The organism is Dactylosporangium sp. NPDC051087 (genome assembly GCF_055586325.1).
Window position 1 is genome coordinate 211,725 of record NZ_JBVJIJ010000010.1, and the last position, 15,464, is coordinate 227,188.

The window sequence follows — 15,464 nt, forward strand, 5'->3', positions numbered from 1 at the left end:
GCGGTGGCAGCCGTTAGGGTCCGTATGGGTTCATGGACACCGGCCCAACGGATGAGGAAAAAAGAGGCGTTCGTCGCTGCACGGACGACGTCGGTATTGACACCGATCGGCCGAGCTGTGATTGTGCTCAACGTCATGCGCCTGCTTGTCAGGACTGACCCGTATTGTCAATCTCGGATGCCTGCGGGGACTCTTCGTGACCCAAAGCCAGAGCACGTCGTCACTGCCCGTTCCCCGGCAGGAGCGCGACCCTCGGCTGAGTCCCGATCGTCGCCCGACCCGCCACGCCGCCCCCGCGACCGCGCCGCAGCGCGAACCGCAGGGCCGGCGCGAGCGGCCCGGGCGGCGCATCATCGACCAGCTCCGCCTCATCGTCGCCCTGCCACTCGTCGCCGTCGTGGTGTTCGCCGGCATCGCCCTGGTGACCACCGTCCAGCAGGTGAACCGCAGCCGGCAGCTGCAGGACCTCTCGGCGCTCGCCTCCGACGCCGGCGGTCTGGCCCACGCGCTGCAGCGCGAGCGGGCCGCGGCCGTCAACGTGCTGCTCAACCCGGCATCGGCGCAGCTCGAGGCGTTTTCGTCACAGGTGATGATCACCGACGACAACATCGACGCGTACCGCGAGAGCCGCGAGGGCGTCAGTGAGGTGCCCGACGTGGTCCGCCGCGTCGACGACAACCTCGCCGCCATGGGCAGCCTGCGCAAACAGGTCCGCGAGGACCAGCGCGCGTCGGTGTCCGGTATCGCGTTCAGCTACCGCATCCTGATCGCCGACCTGCTGTCCTACCGGGAGTCGGTGGCCCGCTCCGGAGCCCCGACCGAGCTCGCCGACCAGATCCGCGCCGCGGCCGCCCTGTCCCGCGCGGCGGAGGCCCTCGGCCAGCAGCAGGCGGCCGTGCTGCGCGCCGTCGCCGCGGGCGAGCTGACCCCCGCGCTCCAGCAGGAGATCACCGCGACCCGCACGAGCTTCGTCGAGTCGACGGTCCAGTTCAACGACCTCGCCCCGGCGCAGTGGCGCAGCTGGTACGAGCAGGCCAGCACCGGCGAGCAGGTCATCGCCGCGCAGCGGCTGCAGGACCAGGTCAACCGCACCCGCCCCGGCCAGCAGGTCGCCCTGGACACCGGCGGCTGGATCAACGCGATGTCGGGCTGGTCGGGCCTGCTGTTCGAGGTACAGCAGAAGATCGACGACGAGATCGAGGCGAAGGTCGGTGACCTGCGCGACGAGCAGATGACCCAGGCCGGGTTCCAGATCGCCGGCGTCGCCCTGGTGCTGCTCATCGCCATCGTCCTGACCGGTGTCGTGGCCCGCCGGATCACCCGGCGCCTGCGCGCCCTGCACGACGCGGCCCGTGAGGTCGCCTACGACCAGCTGCCCGCGGTCGTCTCCGAGCTGCGCGCCGCGGCGCCCGGCACGGTCGACCCCGACGAGGTCGCGGACCGCGCGTCGGCGAAGCTCGTCGTCGGCGGCGCGGACGAGGTCGCCGACGTGGCGCAGGCCTTCCGCGCGGTCCACCGCGAGGCGGTCCGCATCGCCGGTGAGCAGGCCGTCATGCGCTCCAACGTCGCCGAGATCTTCGTCCACCTGTCGCGCCGCGAGCAGCGACTGGTCGACGCGGTCCTGGCCCAGGTCGACCGGGTCGAGCGCGACGAGACCGACCCGGACCGGCTCCAGCAGCTGTACCAGCTGGACCACCTGGCCACCCGGATGGCCCGGATCAACCTGAGCCTGCTCGTCCTCGGTGGCTCCGGCGCGGCCCGCGTCCGCCGCGAGGACGCCCCGATGGGCAAGGTCCTGCAGGCCGCCATCTCGCAGATCGAGCACTACACCCGGGTCCGCTTCGGCAGCGTCGACGACGACGTCGCGGTCGTCGCCGAGGCCGTCGACGAGATCGTGCACCTGCTCGCCGAGCTGCTGGACAACGCGACCGGCTACTCGCCGCCGGAGTCCGAGGTGTGGGTCACCGGCCGGGCGCTCGGCGACCGGATCATCCTGCAGATCGTCGACGAGGGCGTGGGGCTCGCGCCGTCCCGCCGCGCGCAGCTCAACGAGCTGCTCGCCCAGCCGCCGGCGATCGACATCGCCGCCGTGCGTGCCATGGGTCTCACCGTGGTCGGGCACATCGCCGCCCGGTACCAGATCGAGGTGCAGCTGCGGCCCGGCCAGCACGGCGGCACGCTCGCCGAGGTGGTCATCCCCAAGGACGTGTTCCGGCCGATCATGGCCTCGGAGCGGGGGCCGCAGCTCCCGCCGGCGATCAGCGCGGGCGTACCGGCCGGGTACGCCGCGGCCGGCGGCGGCAACGGTGGCAACGGCGGCGGCCCCGCCCGCCCGGTCGTCGCGGAGCTGTTCACGCCGGCACCGCGGACCGCGCCGCCGAGCCTGTTCGACGTGCCGACCCAGGAGTTCCGGGTCGCCACCCCGAGCCAGGACCACGCCCGCCAGGAGCCCGTGCAGCAGGAGTACGCGCAGGTGGTGCAGGAGTTCGCTCCGGCACCGCGGGACAACCGCACCGCGACGGCGATGCCGCCGGGGCCGGGCGCCTGGCCGCCGCTGCCGGAGCCGGACGTGCCGTCGATCCTCGCCGACGCCGACGACTCGATCGAGCTGCCGATCTTCCAGTCGGTCAACGGCTGGTTCCGCACGGAGACGCCGGTCGAGCTGGCCGTCCCCAGCGGGTACTCGGCCCCGCCGGTGCCAGTAGCCGCTCCCGCCGAGCCGCAGAACTGGGAGTCCAGCGCGGACGCCGGCTGGCGGGCGGCCCAGGAGGCGGCCACCCCTGACGTCAGTTCGGTCACCGCGTCGGGCCTTCCGGTCCGCGCGCCGCAGCGGCACCTGGTGCCCGGTGCGGCCGCACCGTCGCAGGCGGACCGCTCCGCACCGCGTCGCGACCCCTCCAAGGTCGCCGCCGCGATGTCCGCCTATGCCCGCGGTGTGGCCGGTCGACGGCCGGCCGGCTCCTGACGCACGAAGAACAGCAAGAGAGGACCATTTCTGTGACCGACCCGAGTAATCTCGGTTGGCTGCTGGACAACTTTGCGAGCCGCACCCCCGACGTCAGCCACGCGCTGGCGATCTCCACCGACGGGCTGGTCCTGGCGCACACCCGCGCCCTGCCCCGCGACCGGGCCGACCAGCTGGCCGCGACCGGCAGCGGTCTCGTCGCGCTGCTCGCCGGCGCGGCGCGGTTCTTCGAGGCGGGCAGCGTCATCTCCAACGTCACGCAGCTCGACGGCGGCTTCATGTTCTGCATGGCGTTCAGCGACGGCGCCTCGCTGCTGGTGCTGGCCTCGCCGCACGCCGACGTCGGCAAGGTGTCCTACGAGATGACCGAACTGGCCAACCGTATCGGCGACGCCCTGTCGCCGTCGGTGCGTGGGGCGCCGGCATGACGGCGCCGGGACGCGGCCGGCCGACCGCAGTCAAGATCATCATTGCGGGCGGGTTCGGCGCCGGCAAGACCACCCTCGTCGGGTCCATCTCGGAGATCCCTCCGGTGACGACCGAGGCCGTGATGACCGCGGCCAGCCTCGGGCACGACGACGCCACCCTCGTGCCGGAAAAGGGCAGCACCACCGTCGCCATGGACTTCGGCCGGATCACGCTGTACCAGGACCTCGTGCTCTACCTGTTCGGCACGCCCGGGCAGAAGCGGTTCTGGTTCATGTGGGACGAGCTGTGCCGCGGCGCGATCGGAGCCGTGGTCATCGCCGACACGCGGCGCCTCGCCGACTGCTTCGGCGCCATCGACTTCTTCGACAACCGGCGGCTGCCGTACGTCATCGCGGTCAACCACTTCGAGGGCGCGTCCAAGTACCACCTCGAGGACGTCCGCGAGGCCCTCGCCGTGAGCCGCGGCGTACCGATGATCAACGCCGATGTCCGCTCCCGGGCGTCGGCCAAGGAGATCCTGGTCGCCGTCACCGAGCACGCGCTCGCGCAGCGCACCGGCGCCCGCCGCTGAACCACCGGTGAACTTCCCCCATGTCACCGAGCTTCACAACCGCGAACGCACAGACACATAGGAGAACCATGCAACGACGATCGCTGGTCAGTGCGGTGCTCGCCGCCGGACTGCTGGTCGCAGCCGCCGGCTGCGCCGAATCTGACGCGAAGTCCTCCAACGGCGCCGCAGCCTCCACCCTGAAGATCGGGTTCCTCGGTTCCCTCTCCGGCACCTACCAGGCGGTCGGCACCGACCTGAAGGCCGGTTTCGAGCTGTACCTGGCGACGCACGACAACAAGCTCGGCGGTCACCCGATCGACCTGAAGATCGCCGACGAGGGCGACGGCGCGCCGACCGCCGTGCCCGCCGCGACGAAGCTCATCAAGGACGACAAGGTCGTCGCGCTCACCGGCATCGTCGGCGGTGGCTCGGTCGCGGCCGTCGCGCCGCTGCTCGCCGAGGCGAAGATCCCGCTGATCGGGTCCAACGGCCGTCCGGAGCTCAAGGACCTCAGCGGCGTGTGGACGACGAGCTTCATGTCCACCGACGCGGGCCAGGCCATCGCGCAGTACATCAAGGACAAGGTCCAGGGCCCGGTCTACGCGATCGGCCCGGACTACCAGGGTGGCTACGATCAGGTCGGCGGCTTCACCACCGAGTTCACGAAGCTCGGCGGCACGCTCGTCAACGGCAAGGCGACCTGGACGCCGTTCCCGCAGACCACGAACTTCCTGCCGTTCTTCAGCCAGATCAAGGCGAGCAACGCCAAGGCGATCTACACGTTCTACGCCGGCAAGGCCGCGATCGACTTCGTGAAGCAGTACGCGCAGTCCGACGCCAAGGACATCCCGCTGTACTCCGCGGGCTTCCTCACCGAGGGCACGGTCCTGCAGGCGCAGGGCGACGCCGCGAAGAACATCCTCAACGTGTGCAACTACTCGCCCGACCTCGACAACGAGGAGAACCGCAAGTTCGTCGCGGCGTGGCGGCAGAAGCACCCGGACGTGACCCCGACCGAGTACGCGATGGCGTCCTACGACGCGGCCGCCGTCCTCGACCGGGCGATCGCCGCGGCCGGCGACAACCCGACCCCCGAGTCGATCAACGCCGCCGTCGGCAAGCTCGGCCAGATCTCCTCGCCGCGCGGCAACTGGCAGTTCGGCCCGAAGACGCACTCGCCGATCCAGAAGTGGTACCTGCGGCAGGTGCGCAACGACGGCCGGGCCCTCGCCAACGTGATGGTGCAGGACCTCGCGACGGTCGGTTCCTGACCGAGTTGGACGCATACCTGATCCCGGCGGTCGACGGCGTGGCCTACGGCCTGCTGCTGTTCGTCGTCGCCGCCGGGCTCACCCTCGCCTTCGGCGTCGGTGACGTGCTCAACCTCGCCCACGGCACGCTGTTCGCCTTCGGCGCCTACGCGGCGGCGAAGGTCAGCGACGGCTCGTGGTCCTCGCTCGCGATCGCGGTGCTCGTCGGCACCGCGGCCGCGGCGGGTGGCGGCGCGATCCTGTCGGCGCTGCTCGTGCCGCTCGCCGGGCGCGGCCACCTCGCCCAGGCGCTGCTCACGTTCGGGGTCGCGCTCGTCGTCGGCGACCTGCTCGTCGCCGTCTTCAGCCACGACGAGCTGCCCGTCACCGTCCCGAAGAGCCTGGACCGGCCGGTCGACATCGCCGGGCACTCGTATCCCGGGTACCGGCTCGCCTTCATCGGCGTCGCCGCGCTGATCGCGGTCGTGCTGTACCTCGTCGTCGCCCGCACCCGGGTCGGCAGCCTGGTGCGCGCCACCGTCGACGACCGCGACATGGTCGCCACGCTGGGCGTCAACCCGTTCATGGTCCGCACCGGCATCCTGGCCGCGGGCGGCGCCCTCGCCGGGCTGGCCGGCGCGCTCGGCGCCCCGATCATCGGGCCCGGCCCGCGTACCGCCGACCTGGTCCTGCTGCTGTCGCTGGTCGTCGTCGTGCTCGGCGGCATGGGCTCCATCGGCGGCGCGCTCGTCGCGGCGATCGCGGTCGGGGAGATCCAGACCGTCGGGGTGACCGCGGCCCCCACGATCGCCCCGTTCATCCTCTTCGGCGCCATGGCGCTCGTCCTCGCGGCCCGCGCCCGTGGCCTGCTGCCGTCCGGGCGGACCGCCTCATGACCTTCCTCAAGCGCCTCGCGCCGCTGGGTTTCCCGGCGCTGATCGTCGTGCTGCTGCCCCTCGCGTGGGTCCTCGACGAATACGCCACCAAGACGCTCACCCGGATCCTCGTCATCGGGCTGCTCGCCGTCAGCGTCGCGCTGCTCACCGGTGTCGCGGGCCTGCCGACGCTCGGGCAGACCGCGCCGTACCTCGTCGGCGCCTACACCGCCGCGACCCTCGTGCGGCACGACGTGTCGATCGGCGTCGTGCAGCTGCTCGCGGCCGCCGCGGCCGGGGCGTTGTTCGCGCTGGTCACCGCGCCGCTCGTGGTCTACGCGCGGGGCGTCGTGGTGCTCATGATCACCCTGGCGCTCGGCGAGCTGACCTCGATCGTCGCCGGACGGTGGAAGGGCGTCACCAACGGCACCGACGGCATGCTCGCCTTCGCGTCGCCCGCCCCGCTGCCGGGCCTGGTCACGTTGAGCACCGACCGGGCCACGTACCTCTACGTCCTCACCGTCGTCGCGGTGCTCGTCGGGATCGTGCTGCTGGTGCTGCGCTCACCGGCCGGGGCGATGCTGCGGGCCGCCCGCGACGGCGAGCACCGGATGCGGGCCAGCGGGCACCCCGTCGCCGGCTACCTCACCGTCGCCTACGTCGCCGCCGGTGCCCTCGCCGGCTCGGCGGGCGCGCTGCTGGTCACCGTCGAGCGGTACGTCTCGCCCGGCGACGGCGGCTTCGACGTCTCCGCCCTCGTCCTGCTCGCGGTCGTCATCGGCGGCGCCACGTCGCTCGTCGGCGCGCTGCTCGGCGCGGGGCTCGTCGTCGCGACCCGGGACTGGCTCACCGGCACCGACGAACGCCTGACCGGGCACGCGCCGCTGGTGCTCGGCACCCTGTTCATCCTCTGCGTGTACCTCCTGCCCAGGGGCCTGCTAGGAAAGCGGTCGGCGCATGAGTGAGCTTCTGGAGATCGAAGGGCTCGGTCGCCGGTACGGTGACCTCGCCGCGCTGGACGACGTCACCCTGCGGCTGGCGCCCGGCGACCGGGTCGGGCTGATCGGCCCGAACGGCGCCGGCAAGTCCACGCTGCTCAACCTCGTCGCCGGGTCGCTGCGCCCGACCGCGGGCCGGATCCGCTTCGACGGCCGCGACGTGACCCGGCTCGCGCCGGCCCGCCGGGCCCGGCTCGGGATCGGCCGCACCCACCAGCACCCGGCCGTGTGGTCGAGCCTGCCGGCCGTGGACAACGTGCTCGTCGCCGCGCGCCGCCCGTGGGGGCGGCTGCGCGCCGGCCGGGTCAAGGCCCGCGAGCACGCCCGGGAGCTGCTCGACGGCGTCGGGCTGCACGACGTGGACCAGACCCTGGCGGGTGCGCTGTCGCACGGGCAGCGCCGGCAGCTCGAGCTGGCGATGGCCCTGGCCGGGGAGCCGCGCCTGCTGCTGCTCGACGAGCCCGCCGCGGGCCTCGCCCCGCCGGAGGTCGAGGTCCTCGCGTCGCTGCTGGCGTCGCTGCCGCTCACCGTCGCGATCCTGCTGGTCGAGCACCACCTCGACCTGGTCTACGGCTTCGCCGACCGGATCACCGTGCTGCACTCCGGGCGGCACGTGCACACCGGCACCGTCCCGGAGACCCGCTCCTCGCCCGAGGTGGCGGCGGCCTACGCGGGAGTCGCGCCATGACGCTCACGATCGAGGGCCTGCATTCCGGGTACGGCGGCGGCACCGTCCTGCACGGCGTCGACCTGGTCGTCCCGGAGGGCGCGGCCCTTGCGGTGCTCGGGATGAACGGCGCCGGCAAGACCACCCTCGTGCACACCATCGCCGGCCTGGTGAAGGCCCGCTCCGGCAGCATCCGGCTGGACGGCACGCAGCTCGCCGGCCGGCCCGCGCACCGGATCGCCCGGGCCGGTGTCGCGCTGGTGCCGCAGGGCCGCCGCGTCTTCGCCAGCCTCACCGTCGCCGAGCATCTCGCACTGTCCGGGCGCAAGGGGGAGTGGAGCCGGCAGCGGGTCCTGGGACTCCTGCCGCGGCTCGGCGAGCGGCTCACCCACAAGGGAAACCAGCTGTCCGGCGGCGAGGCGCAGATGCTCGCGATCGCCCGGGCGCTGCTGACCCAGCCGCGGCTGCTGCTGCTCGACGAGCCGTGCGAGGGCCTCGCCGTCGACCTCGCCGCCCGGGTACGGGCCGTCGTGGCCGAACTGACCCGCACGGGGCTGACCGTGCTGCTGGTGGAGCAGCAGCCCGAACACGCGCGTGCCGTCACCGAACGGCTCGTCCAGCTGGAGAACGGCACCCTGACGACGAGGAGCGACGCCCCGAGCGCGGCATGACCCGCCGTCACCGGTAAGCAACCGTGAACGTCTCACGTGCACCCGGTGCCCGCCGAACTGGCAGGTATGGCAACAATCCGGCGTCCCGCACCGTGGCAGCTCTGGATCGCGTGCGGGACGCTCGTGATCGTCGTCTACTACGCGCTCCCGGCCGGTAGTGTCCAGCGCGCGCTGCTCTACCCGGCCCTGTCCGCCGCCTGCGTCCTGGCCGTCCTCATCGGGATCCGGCGCAACGAACCGGTCCGGGCGTCGGTCTGGTACTGCGTCGCGGCCGGGGTCGGGATGTGGTCCGTCGGCGACTTCGTGTGGGTCTACCGCTACTACGCGCTGGGTGACGAGACCTTCCCGTCGTATGCGGACATCTTCTACCTCGGCGGGATCCCCGTCCTGGCCGCCGGCATCTTCATCCTGATCAAGGGCCGGGTCTCCGGCAGGGACCGCGCCGGTCTGCAGGACGCGCTCATCATCTCCACCGGTCTGGCGCTGCTGACCTGGACGTTCATGATGCGCCCGATCGCCGAGGACCACTCGATCGGGTTCCTCGCGCGCATCGTCTCGCTCGGTGCGCCCGCCGGTGACCTGTTGCTGCTGTCGATGCTGCTGAGGCTGATGACCAGTCCCGGCGGGCGCGGTGCCAGCTACCGGTTCCTCGTCGGCGGGTTCTGCCTCAACCTCGGCACCGACGTGCTGTACAGCGTCGTCAACACGATCGCCGTCTACGACGGCGGCGCGATGGACGCCGGGTGGATGGCCTCCTACGTGCTGTTCGGCGCCGCCGCGCTGCACCCGTCGATGCGGTCGCTGTCGGAGGTGGCCCCCGACCGGGCCGAACGCTTCCACCGCCAGCGCATCGGGGTGCTCGCCACCACGTCGCTGCTGGCGCCCGCGATGCTCGTCTACGACGGGCTCACCGATCCCGCCGACGTCGACTGGAAGGCGATCAGCGCCGGCTCCGTCGTGCTGTTCCTGCTGGTGGTGGCCCGGATGTCCGGTCTGGTGGCGCAGGTGCGCGACCAGGCGGCGCAGCTGGAGGCGCTCGCCCACAACGACGGCCTGACCGGTGTGCCCAACCGCCGGGCCTGGGACATGGAGCTGCAGCGGGAGATGGCCAAGGCCCGCCGCAGCGGCGCCGAGATCTGCGTCGCGCTGCTGGACCTCGACCACTTCAAGCGTTTCAACGACACCCACGGCCACCAGGCCGGCGACCGGCTGCTCAAGGAGGCGTCCGCCGCGTGGCGGTCGCTGCTGCGCCCCGGCGACACCCTGGCCCGCTACGGCGGCGAGGAGTTCGGCGTGCTCCTCGTCGGCGCCGCCCCGCACGAGGCGGCGCGGGTCCTGGACCGGCTGCGTGGGGTGACCCCGAGCGGGCAGACGTTCTCCGCGGGCCTGGTCCGGTGGGACGCCGTGGAGGCCGCGGACGAGGTCGTCGGCCGCGCCGACGAGGCGCTCTACCACGCCAAACACAACGGCCGGAACCGTGTTCACCTGGCGGACGCGACGCCGACGACCAGGGACACCAGGATTCTCGCCTGATCTTCGTTTCGGCGTTGTTGCAAGCTCTTGGCAACAACGCCGGATCGGCAATAAGCTCCAGGGCATGCCTGCGGTAGCCATGCACATCTCCAACGGGATCATCGACAACCAGATCGCGTTGCTGTTCGCCGGCATCGCCCTCGCCGGTCTCGCCCTGTGCTTCGTCCAGGGCCGCCGGGAGCTCGACGACCGGCTCGTGCCGATGGCCGGCCTGGTCGCGGCGTTCATCTTCGCCGTGCAGATGCTCAACTTCCAGGTCCTGCCCGGGGTCAGCGGCCACCTGCTCGGCGGCACCCTCGCCGCCGTCCTCGTCGGGCCCTATCTCGGCGCGATCTGCGTCACGATCGTCCTCGTCGTGCAGGCCCTGATCTTCAGCGACGGCGGCGTCACCGCGCTCGGCCTCAACGTCACCAACATGGCGCTGCTCGGCACCGCCGCCGGCTACCTGGTCGTCGCCGGCCTGCTGCGGGTCCTGCCCCGGCGCACGTGGACGCTGACCGCGACCGCCGTCGTCGCCTGCGTCGTGTCGGTCACCGTCGCCTCGCAGGGCTTCGTCCTGCAGTACTACCTCGGCGGCGCCGTCGACGTCGGCCGCTCCCTCGGCGGGATCGCCGCCGCCATGGCCGGCACGCACGTGCTGATCGGCCTCGGCGAGGGCATCATCACCGCGCTCACCGTCACCTACGTGGCGAAGGTCCGCCCCGACCTCGTCTACGCCGTGCGCAACCTGCAGCGTCGTCCGGTCACCACTGAGGCGGTCTCGGTATGAAGAAGTCATCCTGGTTCATCCTCAGCGGGCTGATCGCCGCGCTGCTGCTCGCCGGCGTGGTCAGCAACTTCGCCTCCGGCCACCCCGACGGCCTCGACTCGGTGGCCCGCGAGGGCTGCACCTTCGACGCCCACGACAACATCACCGGCGGCACCTGCATGGCCCAGGGCGAGACCGGCAACCAGACCGAGGACAGCCCACTGTCCGGGTACGGGCTGCGCGGCGTCGGCAACGACTTCCTCTCCACCGGGCTGTCCGGCGTGATCGGGGTCGCCGCCACGTTCGCGATCGGCGGCGGCGTCTTCTGGCTGCTGCGCGCCGGGCGCAAGAAGCAGACGGCCTGACGTGGGCGCCGGGCACAGCCACGCGCTCTACGTGCACCGCGACTCGCCCGTACACCGGCTGGCGCCCGAGGTGAAGATCGCCGCCAGTGTCCTGTTCACCGTCGCTGTCGTCGCGACACCGCGGGAGGCCTTCTGGGCGTTCGGCGCCTACCTCGCCGTCATCGTGGCGGTGGCCCTCACCGCCCGGATCGGCCTGGGCCGGCTGGCCCTGCGCTCGCTGATCGAGCTGCCGTTCATCCTGTTCGCGTTCGCGCTGCCGTTCCTCGGCAGCGGCGAGCGGGTCCACTGGCTCGGCATGAGCCTGTCCGTCGACGGCCTCTACGGCACGTGGAACATCCTCGCCAAGGGCACCCTCGGGGTGCTGTCCTCGCTGCTGCTCGCCGGCACCACCACCCCGCGTGACCTGCTGCTCGGCCTCGACCGGCTGCGTTGCCCGGCGATGATCACCTCGATCGCCACGTTCATGCTGCGGTACCTCGACGTCATGGCCGGCGAGGGACGCCGCATGCGGGTCGCGCAGCGCTCCCGTGGCTACGACCCCCGCTACCTGTGGCAGATCAAGGGCTTCGCCAGCGGCATCGGCGCCCTGTTCCTACGCGCGTTCGAGCGCGGCGAGCGCGTCTACCTGGCGATGATCTCCCGCGGCTACGAGGGGCGCATCCCTCTCGCCCTGGCCGGCGGCGGCGCGACCGCCGGGCAGTGGGCGGCCGCCGCCACGGTGCCCGTCGTCGCCGGTGCGATCGCGACGGTAGCGTTGCTGGCGTGACGCCATCCCTGCGGGTGACCGGCCTGCACTTCGCATATCCCGACGGGCACGTGGCGCTGCGCGGCGTCGACCTCACCGTGCCGCAGGGGGAGCGGGTCGCCCTGCTGGGCCCCAACGGTGCCGGCAAGACCACGTTCGTGCTGCACCTCAACGGCATCCACACCGCCACCGCCGGCGGCGTCGAGGTCGGCGGGCTCGCCGTCGACCCCCGCGACCGGGCGGGCCTCAAGGAGGTCCGGCGCCGCGTCGGGATCGTCTTCCAGGACCCCGACGACCAGCTCTTCATGCCGACCGTCGCCGAGGACGTCGCCTTCGGCCCGGCCAACCTCGGCCTGCGCGGCGCCGACCTGGCCGAACGCGTCGACGAGGCCCTCGACGCCGTCGGGATGGCCTTCGCCCGGGACCGGGCGCCGCACCACCTGTCGTTCGGGCAGCGCCGCCGGGTCGCCGTCGCCACCGTCCTCGCCATGCGGCCGGAGATCCTGGTGCTCGACGAGCCGTCGTCCAACCTGGACCCGGCGTCGCGGCGGGAGCTCGCCGCCATCCTGCTGTCGCTGCCGGTGACGCTGCTGATGGTGACCCACGACCTGCCCTACGCGCTGGAGCTGTGCCCGCGCTCGGTCGTCCTCGACGACGGGCGGATCGCCGCGGACGGGCCGACCCGCGACCTGCTCGCCGACGGTGACCTGCTCGAACGGCACCGCCTGGAGCTGCCGTTCGGGTACACCGTGACCGCGTGAAGGTGGCGGCATGAGCGGCCAGCGGAGCGTCTCGGGTCGCTCGTCATGTGACAGTTCTTGGGTCAGGCCGACGCCTGGAGCGTAGCGGAAGGTGGCGGCATGAGCGGCCAGCGGAGCGTCTCGGGTCGCTCGTCATGTGACAGTTTTTGGGTCAGGCCGACGCCTGGAGCGTAGCGGAAGGTGGCGGCACGACCGACTCGGCGCAGTGGACCAGGGTCGACGACGGGCGCTTCCAGGTCGACCTGCTCACCGCCGACTACCAGCGGCACGCGTTCACCCGGCACAGCCACTCGACGTTCGCCATCGGGGTCGTGGTCTGCGGGGTCGAGCAGTTCCACTACCGGGGTGCGCTGCACCGCGCGGGCGTGGGCAGCCTGGCGATCCTGGAGCCGGACGAGCCGCACGACGGTCAGGCCGCCGCCCCGACCGGCTGGGCCTACCGGGTCTTCTACCCGCCCCCGGACCTGCTGTTCGAGGCCACGCCCAGGGCGCACTTCGCCACGGCCGTGGTGCACGACCCGCGGACCGTGCACCTCGTGCGGTCGGCGCACGAGTCGCTGACCTCAGGCCTGGACGCCTTCGCCGCGCACTCGAAGCTGACGTGGGCGCTCTCCGCGGTCGTCCACCGGCACGGGTCCACGGCTGCGGACCCGTCCGGCGTGCCGGTCCTGCCGGTCCGGGATCCGGCGGCGGTGCGGAAGGTCGCCGAGATCCGCGACCGGCTCACCGCCGACCTGCGCTGCGCGCCGACCCTGCGGGAGCTCGCCGCCGGCGTCGACCTGTCCCCGTTCCACATGCTGCGCGTCTTCCGCGAGGCGACCGGCTTCCCGCCGCACACCTGGCTCGTCCTGGAGCGGGTCTGCCGCGCCCGCCACCTCCTGGCCGCCGGTCTCACCCCCGCCCAGGTCGCCAGCAGCGTCGGCTTCGCCGACCAGGCCCACCTCACCCGCTGGTTCAAGCGGGTGACGGGCGTCACCCCGGCCGCCTTCCGCAACTCCGTTCAAGACCCCGGGCGCCGGCACGCGTGACGCTGTCGGCATGAGTCGTCGCGGCTGGATCCTCTTCATCGCCATGTCCGTCGTGTGGGGCGTGCCGTACCTGCTGATCAAGGTCGCCGTCCGCGACATCGGCCCCGCCGAGCTGGTCTTCGTCCGCACCGCCGTCGGCGCGCTCCTGCTGCTGCCCATCGCCCTGTACCGCAAGGAGGTCCGGGCGTCGCTGCGGCCGTGGCTGCCGCTGCTGGCGTACACCGTCGTCGAGGTCGGCATCCCCTGGCTGCTGCTGTCCCATGCCGAGCAGGAGGTCGACAGCGCCCTCACCGGTCTCGTCATCGCGGGCGTCCCGCTGGTCGCCGCCCTCATCGCCCGCGAACGCCTCTCCGGCACGCGGGTCGCGGGCCTGTTGACCGGATTCGCCGGCGTCGGCCTGCTCGTCGGCTTCCACGGTGGTACCGGCGGCGCGATCCCGCTCCTGGAACTCCTCGGCGTGGTCGTCTGCTACGCGACCGGCCCCCTGATCATCGAGCGCTGGCTCTCCGACGTGCCCCGCTACGGCGTCTCGGCCGTCTCCCTGGCCGCGGGCGCGCTGCTCTTCGCCCCGTTCGTGGTGACGGGGCTGCCGGACCTGGCCCGCACGGTGACCCCCGCTCCCGCCCTGGCCGCCGCCGCCCTCGCGGTCGTCTGCACGGCGCTCGCCTTCGTGCTGTTCTTCGCCCTCGTCGCCGAGGTGGGCGGCGTCCGCGCCACCGTGATCACGTTCGTCAACCCGGCCGTCGCGGTCGTCCTCGGCGCCGCCGTCCTGGGCGAGGAGATCACCCCGCTGACGGTCGGCGCGTTCGTGCTGATCCTGGCCGGCTCGTTCCTCGCCACCCGCCGCAGGACCCCGGCGGTCCCGGCCTCCGAACCCGCCCCCGCCTGACCAGGCACTGGTTGAGCCGCACGGGCGTGGTCCGTCTCCGAGCCGCCACCCTGCCGGACCGTGGAGTGCGGTGTGCTGGGACCGGCTCGGCGGGCCCAGGCGGCGGCCGGCTAGCGCGGCCGCCGCTTGCCGGCGTGCAGCAGCATGCAGGTGTACATGAGGGTGTAGAGGCGGCCCTGCATCAGCAGGGGCAGGCGTCCGTGACTGATCGGGCCCCGCCGCGCGGGCGGGGGCCCGGGTTCGGTGCGCACCGCCCGCGGGTCCGCGGGCGGTGCGCCGGCCGCCGCGGGCATCAGTCGGCGAGGATCGCGTACAGCTTGCGGCGCGTCTCGGTCAGGACCTCGAGGGCCTGGGCGCGCTGCTCAGCGGTGCCGTTGAAGCCGACCTGGCGCAGCGCGTCCATGATGCCGAGCGCGGCGTCGCGGAACTCCTGGGCCTGGGAGACGTTCTCGTCGCCGTATTCCTGCCAGGGCGCGTTCTGCGCCGCGGCCTCGGCCTCGGGGCGGCCGGTGTCGGTGAGGACGAAGCGCTTGCGGCCGCCCTGCTCCTCGGCCGTGATGAGGCCCTCGTCCTCCAGGAGCTGCAGCGTCGGGTAGATCGAGCCGGGGCTCGGCCGCCAGATGCCGCCCGTGCGGGTCTCCAGCTCCTGGATCATCTCGTAGCCGTGCATGGGGCGCTCGGCGAGCAGGGCCAGGACGGCGAGGCGCACGTTGGGGCGTCCGCCCCGGCCCGTGCCCTTGCCGCCCCAGCCGCCGCGACCCGCGCCGCGGCCGTGCCCCTGACCCCAGCCGCCGCGGCCACCGGGGCCGCCGCCGGGAGGGAAGGGCGGGATGAAGCCGCCGAAGCCGCGGTGCCAGGCGCCGGCGTCGAAGAGCAGTGCTCCGTGTCGTGATCGCATGATCACTTCTCCAATCGTCGAACGGTCGCCGACCTGTTGCCGACTGTCGTTGATAGTTCGACGATATATCGGGAACCTATCGGCAACAA

Annotated in this window: 17 protein-coding genes; 15 read left to right on the forward strand and 2 right to left on the reverse strand. The window is 72.6% G+C overall.

What is annotated here, in order from left to right:
- Positions 1-196: 196 nt before the first annotated feature.
- The 15 genes from ACZ6TV_RS20825 to ACZ6TV_RS20895 all read left to right on the forward strand — a co-directional run bounded on the left by ACZ6TV_RS20825 (position 197) and on the right by ACZ6TV_RS20895 (position 14,477).
- Positions 197-2,965, forward strand: coding sequence for a sensor histidine kinase (locus tag ACZ6TV_RS20825; RefSeq protein WP_465298843.1), 2,769 nt, complete (start codon positions 197-199; stop codon positions 2,963-2,965).
- Positions 2,966-2,997: 32 nt separating this feature from the next.
- Positions 2,998-3,393, forward strand: coding sequence for a roadblock/LC7 domain-containing protein (locus ACZ6TV_RS20830; RefSeq protein WP_354786646.1), 396 nt, complete (start codon positions 2,998-3,000; stop codon positions 3,391-3,393).
- The gene (locus ACZ6TV_RS20835) at positions 3,390-3,965 is read left to right on the forward strand and encodes a GTP-binding protein (protein WP_465298844.1); all 576 of its coding nucleotides are present in this window, start codon (positions 3,390-3,392) and stop codon (positions 3,963-3,965) included. The genes ACZ6TV_RS20830 and ACZ6TV_RS20835 overlap by 4 nt, the downstream gene beginning before the upstream one ends.
- 68 nt (positions 3,966-4,033) lie before the next feature.
- Entirely contained in the window at positions 4,034-5,218 is a 1,185-nt protein-coding gene (locus tag ACZ6TV_RS20840) for an ABC transporter substrate-binding protein (RefSeq protein WP_465298845.1), read from the forward strand.
- Positions 5,219-5,223: 5 nt separating this feature from the next.
- Positions 5,224-6,093 (forward strand): branched-chain amino acid ABC transporter permease, encoded by an 870-nt coding sequence (locus ACZ6TV_RS20845; RefSeq protein ID WP_465298846.1) that lies wholly within the window; start codon positions 5,224-5,226, stop codon positions 6,091-6,093.
- Positions 6,090-7,037, forward strand: coding sequence for a branched-chain amino acid ABC transporter permease (locus ACZ6TV_RS20850; RefSeq protein ID WP_465298847.1), 948 nt, complete (start codon positions 6,090-6,092; stop codon positions 7,035-7,037). Before ACZ6TV_RS20845 ends, ACZ6TV_RS20850 begins: the two co-directional genes overlap by 4 nt.
- Positions 7,030-7,758: an ABC transporter ATP-binding protein gene (locus tag ACZ6TV_RS20855; protein ID WP_465298848.1), complete on the forward strand. Its 729-nt coding sequence runs from the start codon at positions 7,030-7,032 to the stop codon at positions 7,756-7,758. Before ACZ6TV_RS20850 ends, ACZ6TV_RS20855 begins: the two co-directional genes overlap by 8 nt.
- Positions 7,755-8,408 carry an ABC transporter ATP-binding protein gene (locus ACZ6TV_RS20860; protein WP_465298849.1) on the forward strand — a complete coding sequence of 218 codons (654 nt, stop codon included), beginning with the start codon at positions 7,755-7,757 and terminating at the stop codon, positions 8,406-8,408. Before ACZ6TV_RS20855 ends, ACZ6TV_RS20860 begins: the two co-directional genes overlap by 4 nt.
- Before the next feature lie 66 nt (positions 8,409-8,474).
- Entirely contained in the window at positions 8,475-9,941 is a 1,467-nt protein-coding gene (locus ACZ6TV_RS20865; protein WP_465298850.1) for a GGDEF domain-containing protein, read from the forward strand.
- Between the two features lie 64 nt (positions 9,942-10,005).
- Entirely contained in the window at positions 10,006-10,710 is a 705-nt protein-coding gene (locus ACZ6TV_RS20870; protein ID WP_465298851.1) for an energy-coupling factor ABC transporter permease, read from the forward strand.
- The gene (locus tag ACZ6TV_RS20875; RefSeq protein ID WP_465298852.1) at positions 10,707-11,054 is read left to right on the forward strand and encodes a PDGLE domain-containing protein; all 348 of its coding nucleotides are present in this window, start codon (positions 10,707-10,709) and stop codon (positions 11,052-11,054) included. The genes ACZ6TV_RS20870 and ACZ6TV_RS20875 overlap by 4 nt, the downstream gene beginning before the upstream one ends.
- 1 nt (position 11,055) lies before the next feature.
- Positions 11,056-11,820, forward strand: a complete 765-nt coding sequence (cbiQ, locus tag ACZ6TV_RS20880; RefSeq protein WP_465298853.1) for a cobalt ECF transporter T component CbiQ — start codon at positions 11,056-11,058, stop codon at positions 11,818-11,820.
- Positions 11,817-12,560 carry an energy-coupling factor ABC transporter ATP-binding protein gene (locus ACZ6TV_RS20885; RefSeq protein ID WP_465298854.1) on the forward strand — a complete coding sequence of 248 codons (744 nt, stop codon included), beginning with the start codon at positions 11,817-11,819 and terminating at the stop codon, positions 12,558-12,560. The genes cbiQ and ACZ6TV_RS20885 overlap by 4 nt, the downstream gene beginning before the upstream one ends.
- Positions 12,561-12,706: 146 nt before the next feature.
- The gene (locus ACZ6TV_RS20890) at positions 12,707-13,588 is read left to right on the forward strand and encodes an AraC family transcriptional regulator (protein WP_465298855.1); all 882 of its coding nucleotides are present in this window, start codon (positions 12,707-12,709) and stop codon (positions 13,586-13,588) included.
- A gap of 10 nt (positions 13,589-13,598) precedes the next feature.
- A complete protein-coding gene (locus tag ACZ6TV_RS20895; RefSeq protein ID WP_465298856.1) occupies positions 13,599-14,477 on the forward strand; it encodes a DMT family transporter in 879 nt (292 codons plus the stop codon).
- Between the two features lie 110 nt (positions 14,478-14,587).
- On the opposite strand, the gene ACZ6TV_RS20900 is transcribed toward ACZ6TV_RS20895, so the two are convergent.
- Positions 14,588-14,770 carry a hypothetical protein gene (locus ACZ6TV_RS20900; RefSeq protein ID WP_465298857.1) on the reverse strand — a complete coding sequence of 61 codons (183 nt, stop codon included), beginning with the start codon at positions 14,768-14,770 and terminating at the stop codon, positions 14,588-14,590.
- A complete protein-coding gene (locus ACZ6TV_RS20905; RefSeq protein ID WP_465298858.1) occupies positions 14,770-15,375 on the reverse strand; it encodes a PadR family transcriptional regulator in 606 nt (201 codons plus the stop codon). Before ACZ6TV_RS20905 ends, ACZ6TV_RS20900 begins: the two co-directional genes overlap by 1 nt.
- Positions 15,376-15,464 lie beyond the last annotated feature (89 nt).

Coding starts and splice junctions, on each gene's coding strand:
- ACZ6TV_RS20835 (WP_465298844.1), top strand. CDS start 3,390: ATGACGGCGCCGGGACGCGGCCGGCCGACCGCAGTCAAGATCATCATT.
- ACZ6TV_RS20840 (WP_465298845.1), top strand. CDS start 4,034: ATGCAACGACGATCGCTGGTCAGTGCGGTGCTCGCCGCCGGACTGCTG.
- ACZ6TV_RS20850 (WP_465298847.1), top strand. CDS start 6,090: ATGACCTTCCTCAAGCGCCTCGCGCCGCTGGGTTTCCCGGCGCTGATC.
- ACZ6TV_RS20855 (WP_465298848.1), top strand. CDS start 7,030: ATGAGTGAGCTTCTGGAGATCGAAGGGCTCGGTCGCCGGTACGGTGAC.
- ACZ6TV_RS20860 (WP_465298849.1), top strand. CDS start 7,755: ATGACGCTCACGATCGAGGGCCTGCATTCCGGGTACGGCGGCGGCACC.
- ACZ6TV_RS20865 (WP_465298850.1), top strand. CDS start 8,475: ATGGCAACAATCCGGCGTCCCGCACCGTGGCAGCTCTGGATCGCGTGC.
- ACZ6TV_RS20870 (WP_465298851.1), top strand. CDS start 10,006: ATGCCTGCGGTAGCCATGCACATCTCCAACGGGATCATCGACAACCAG.
- ACZ6TV_RS20875 (WP_465298852.1), top strand. CDS start 10,707: ATGAAGAAGTCATCCTGGTTCATCCTCAGCGGGCTGATCGCCGCGCTG.
- ACZ6TV_RS20895 (WP_465298856.1), top strand. CDS start 13,599: ATGAGTCGTCGCGGCTGGATCCTCTTCATCGCCATGTCCGTCGTGTGG.
- ACZ6TV_RS20900 (WP_465298857.1), bottom strand. CDS start 14,770: ATGCCCGCGGCGGCCGGCGCACCGCCCGCGGACCCGCGGGCGGTGCGC.
- ACZ6TV_RS20905 (WP_465298858.1), bottom strand. CDS start 15,375: ATGCGATCACGACACGGAGCACTGCTCTTCGACGCCGGCGCCTGGCAC.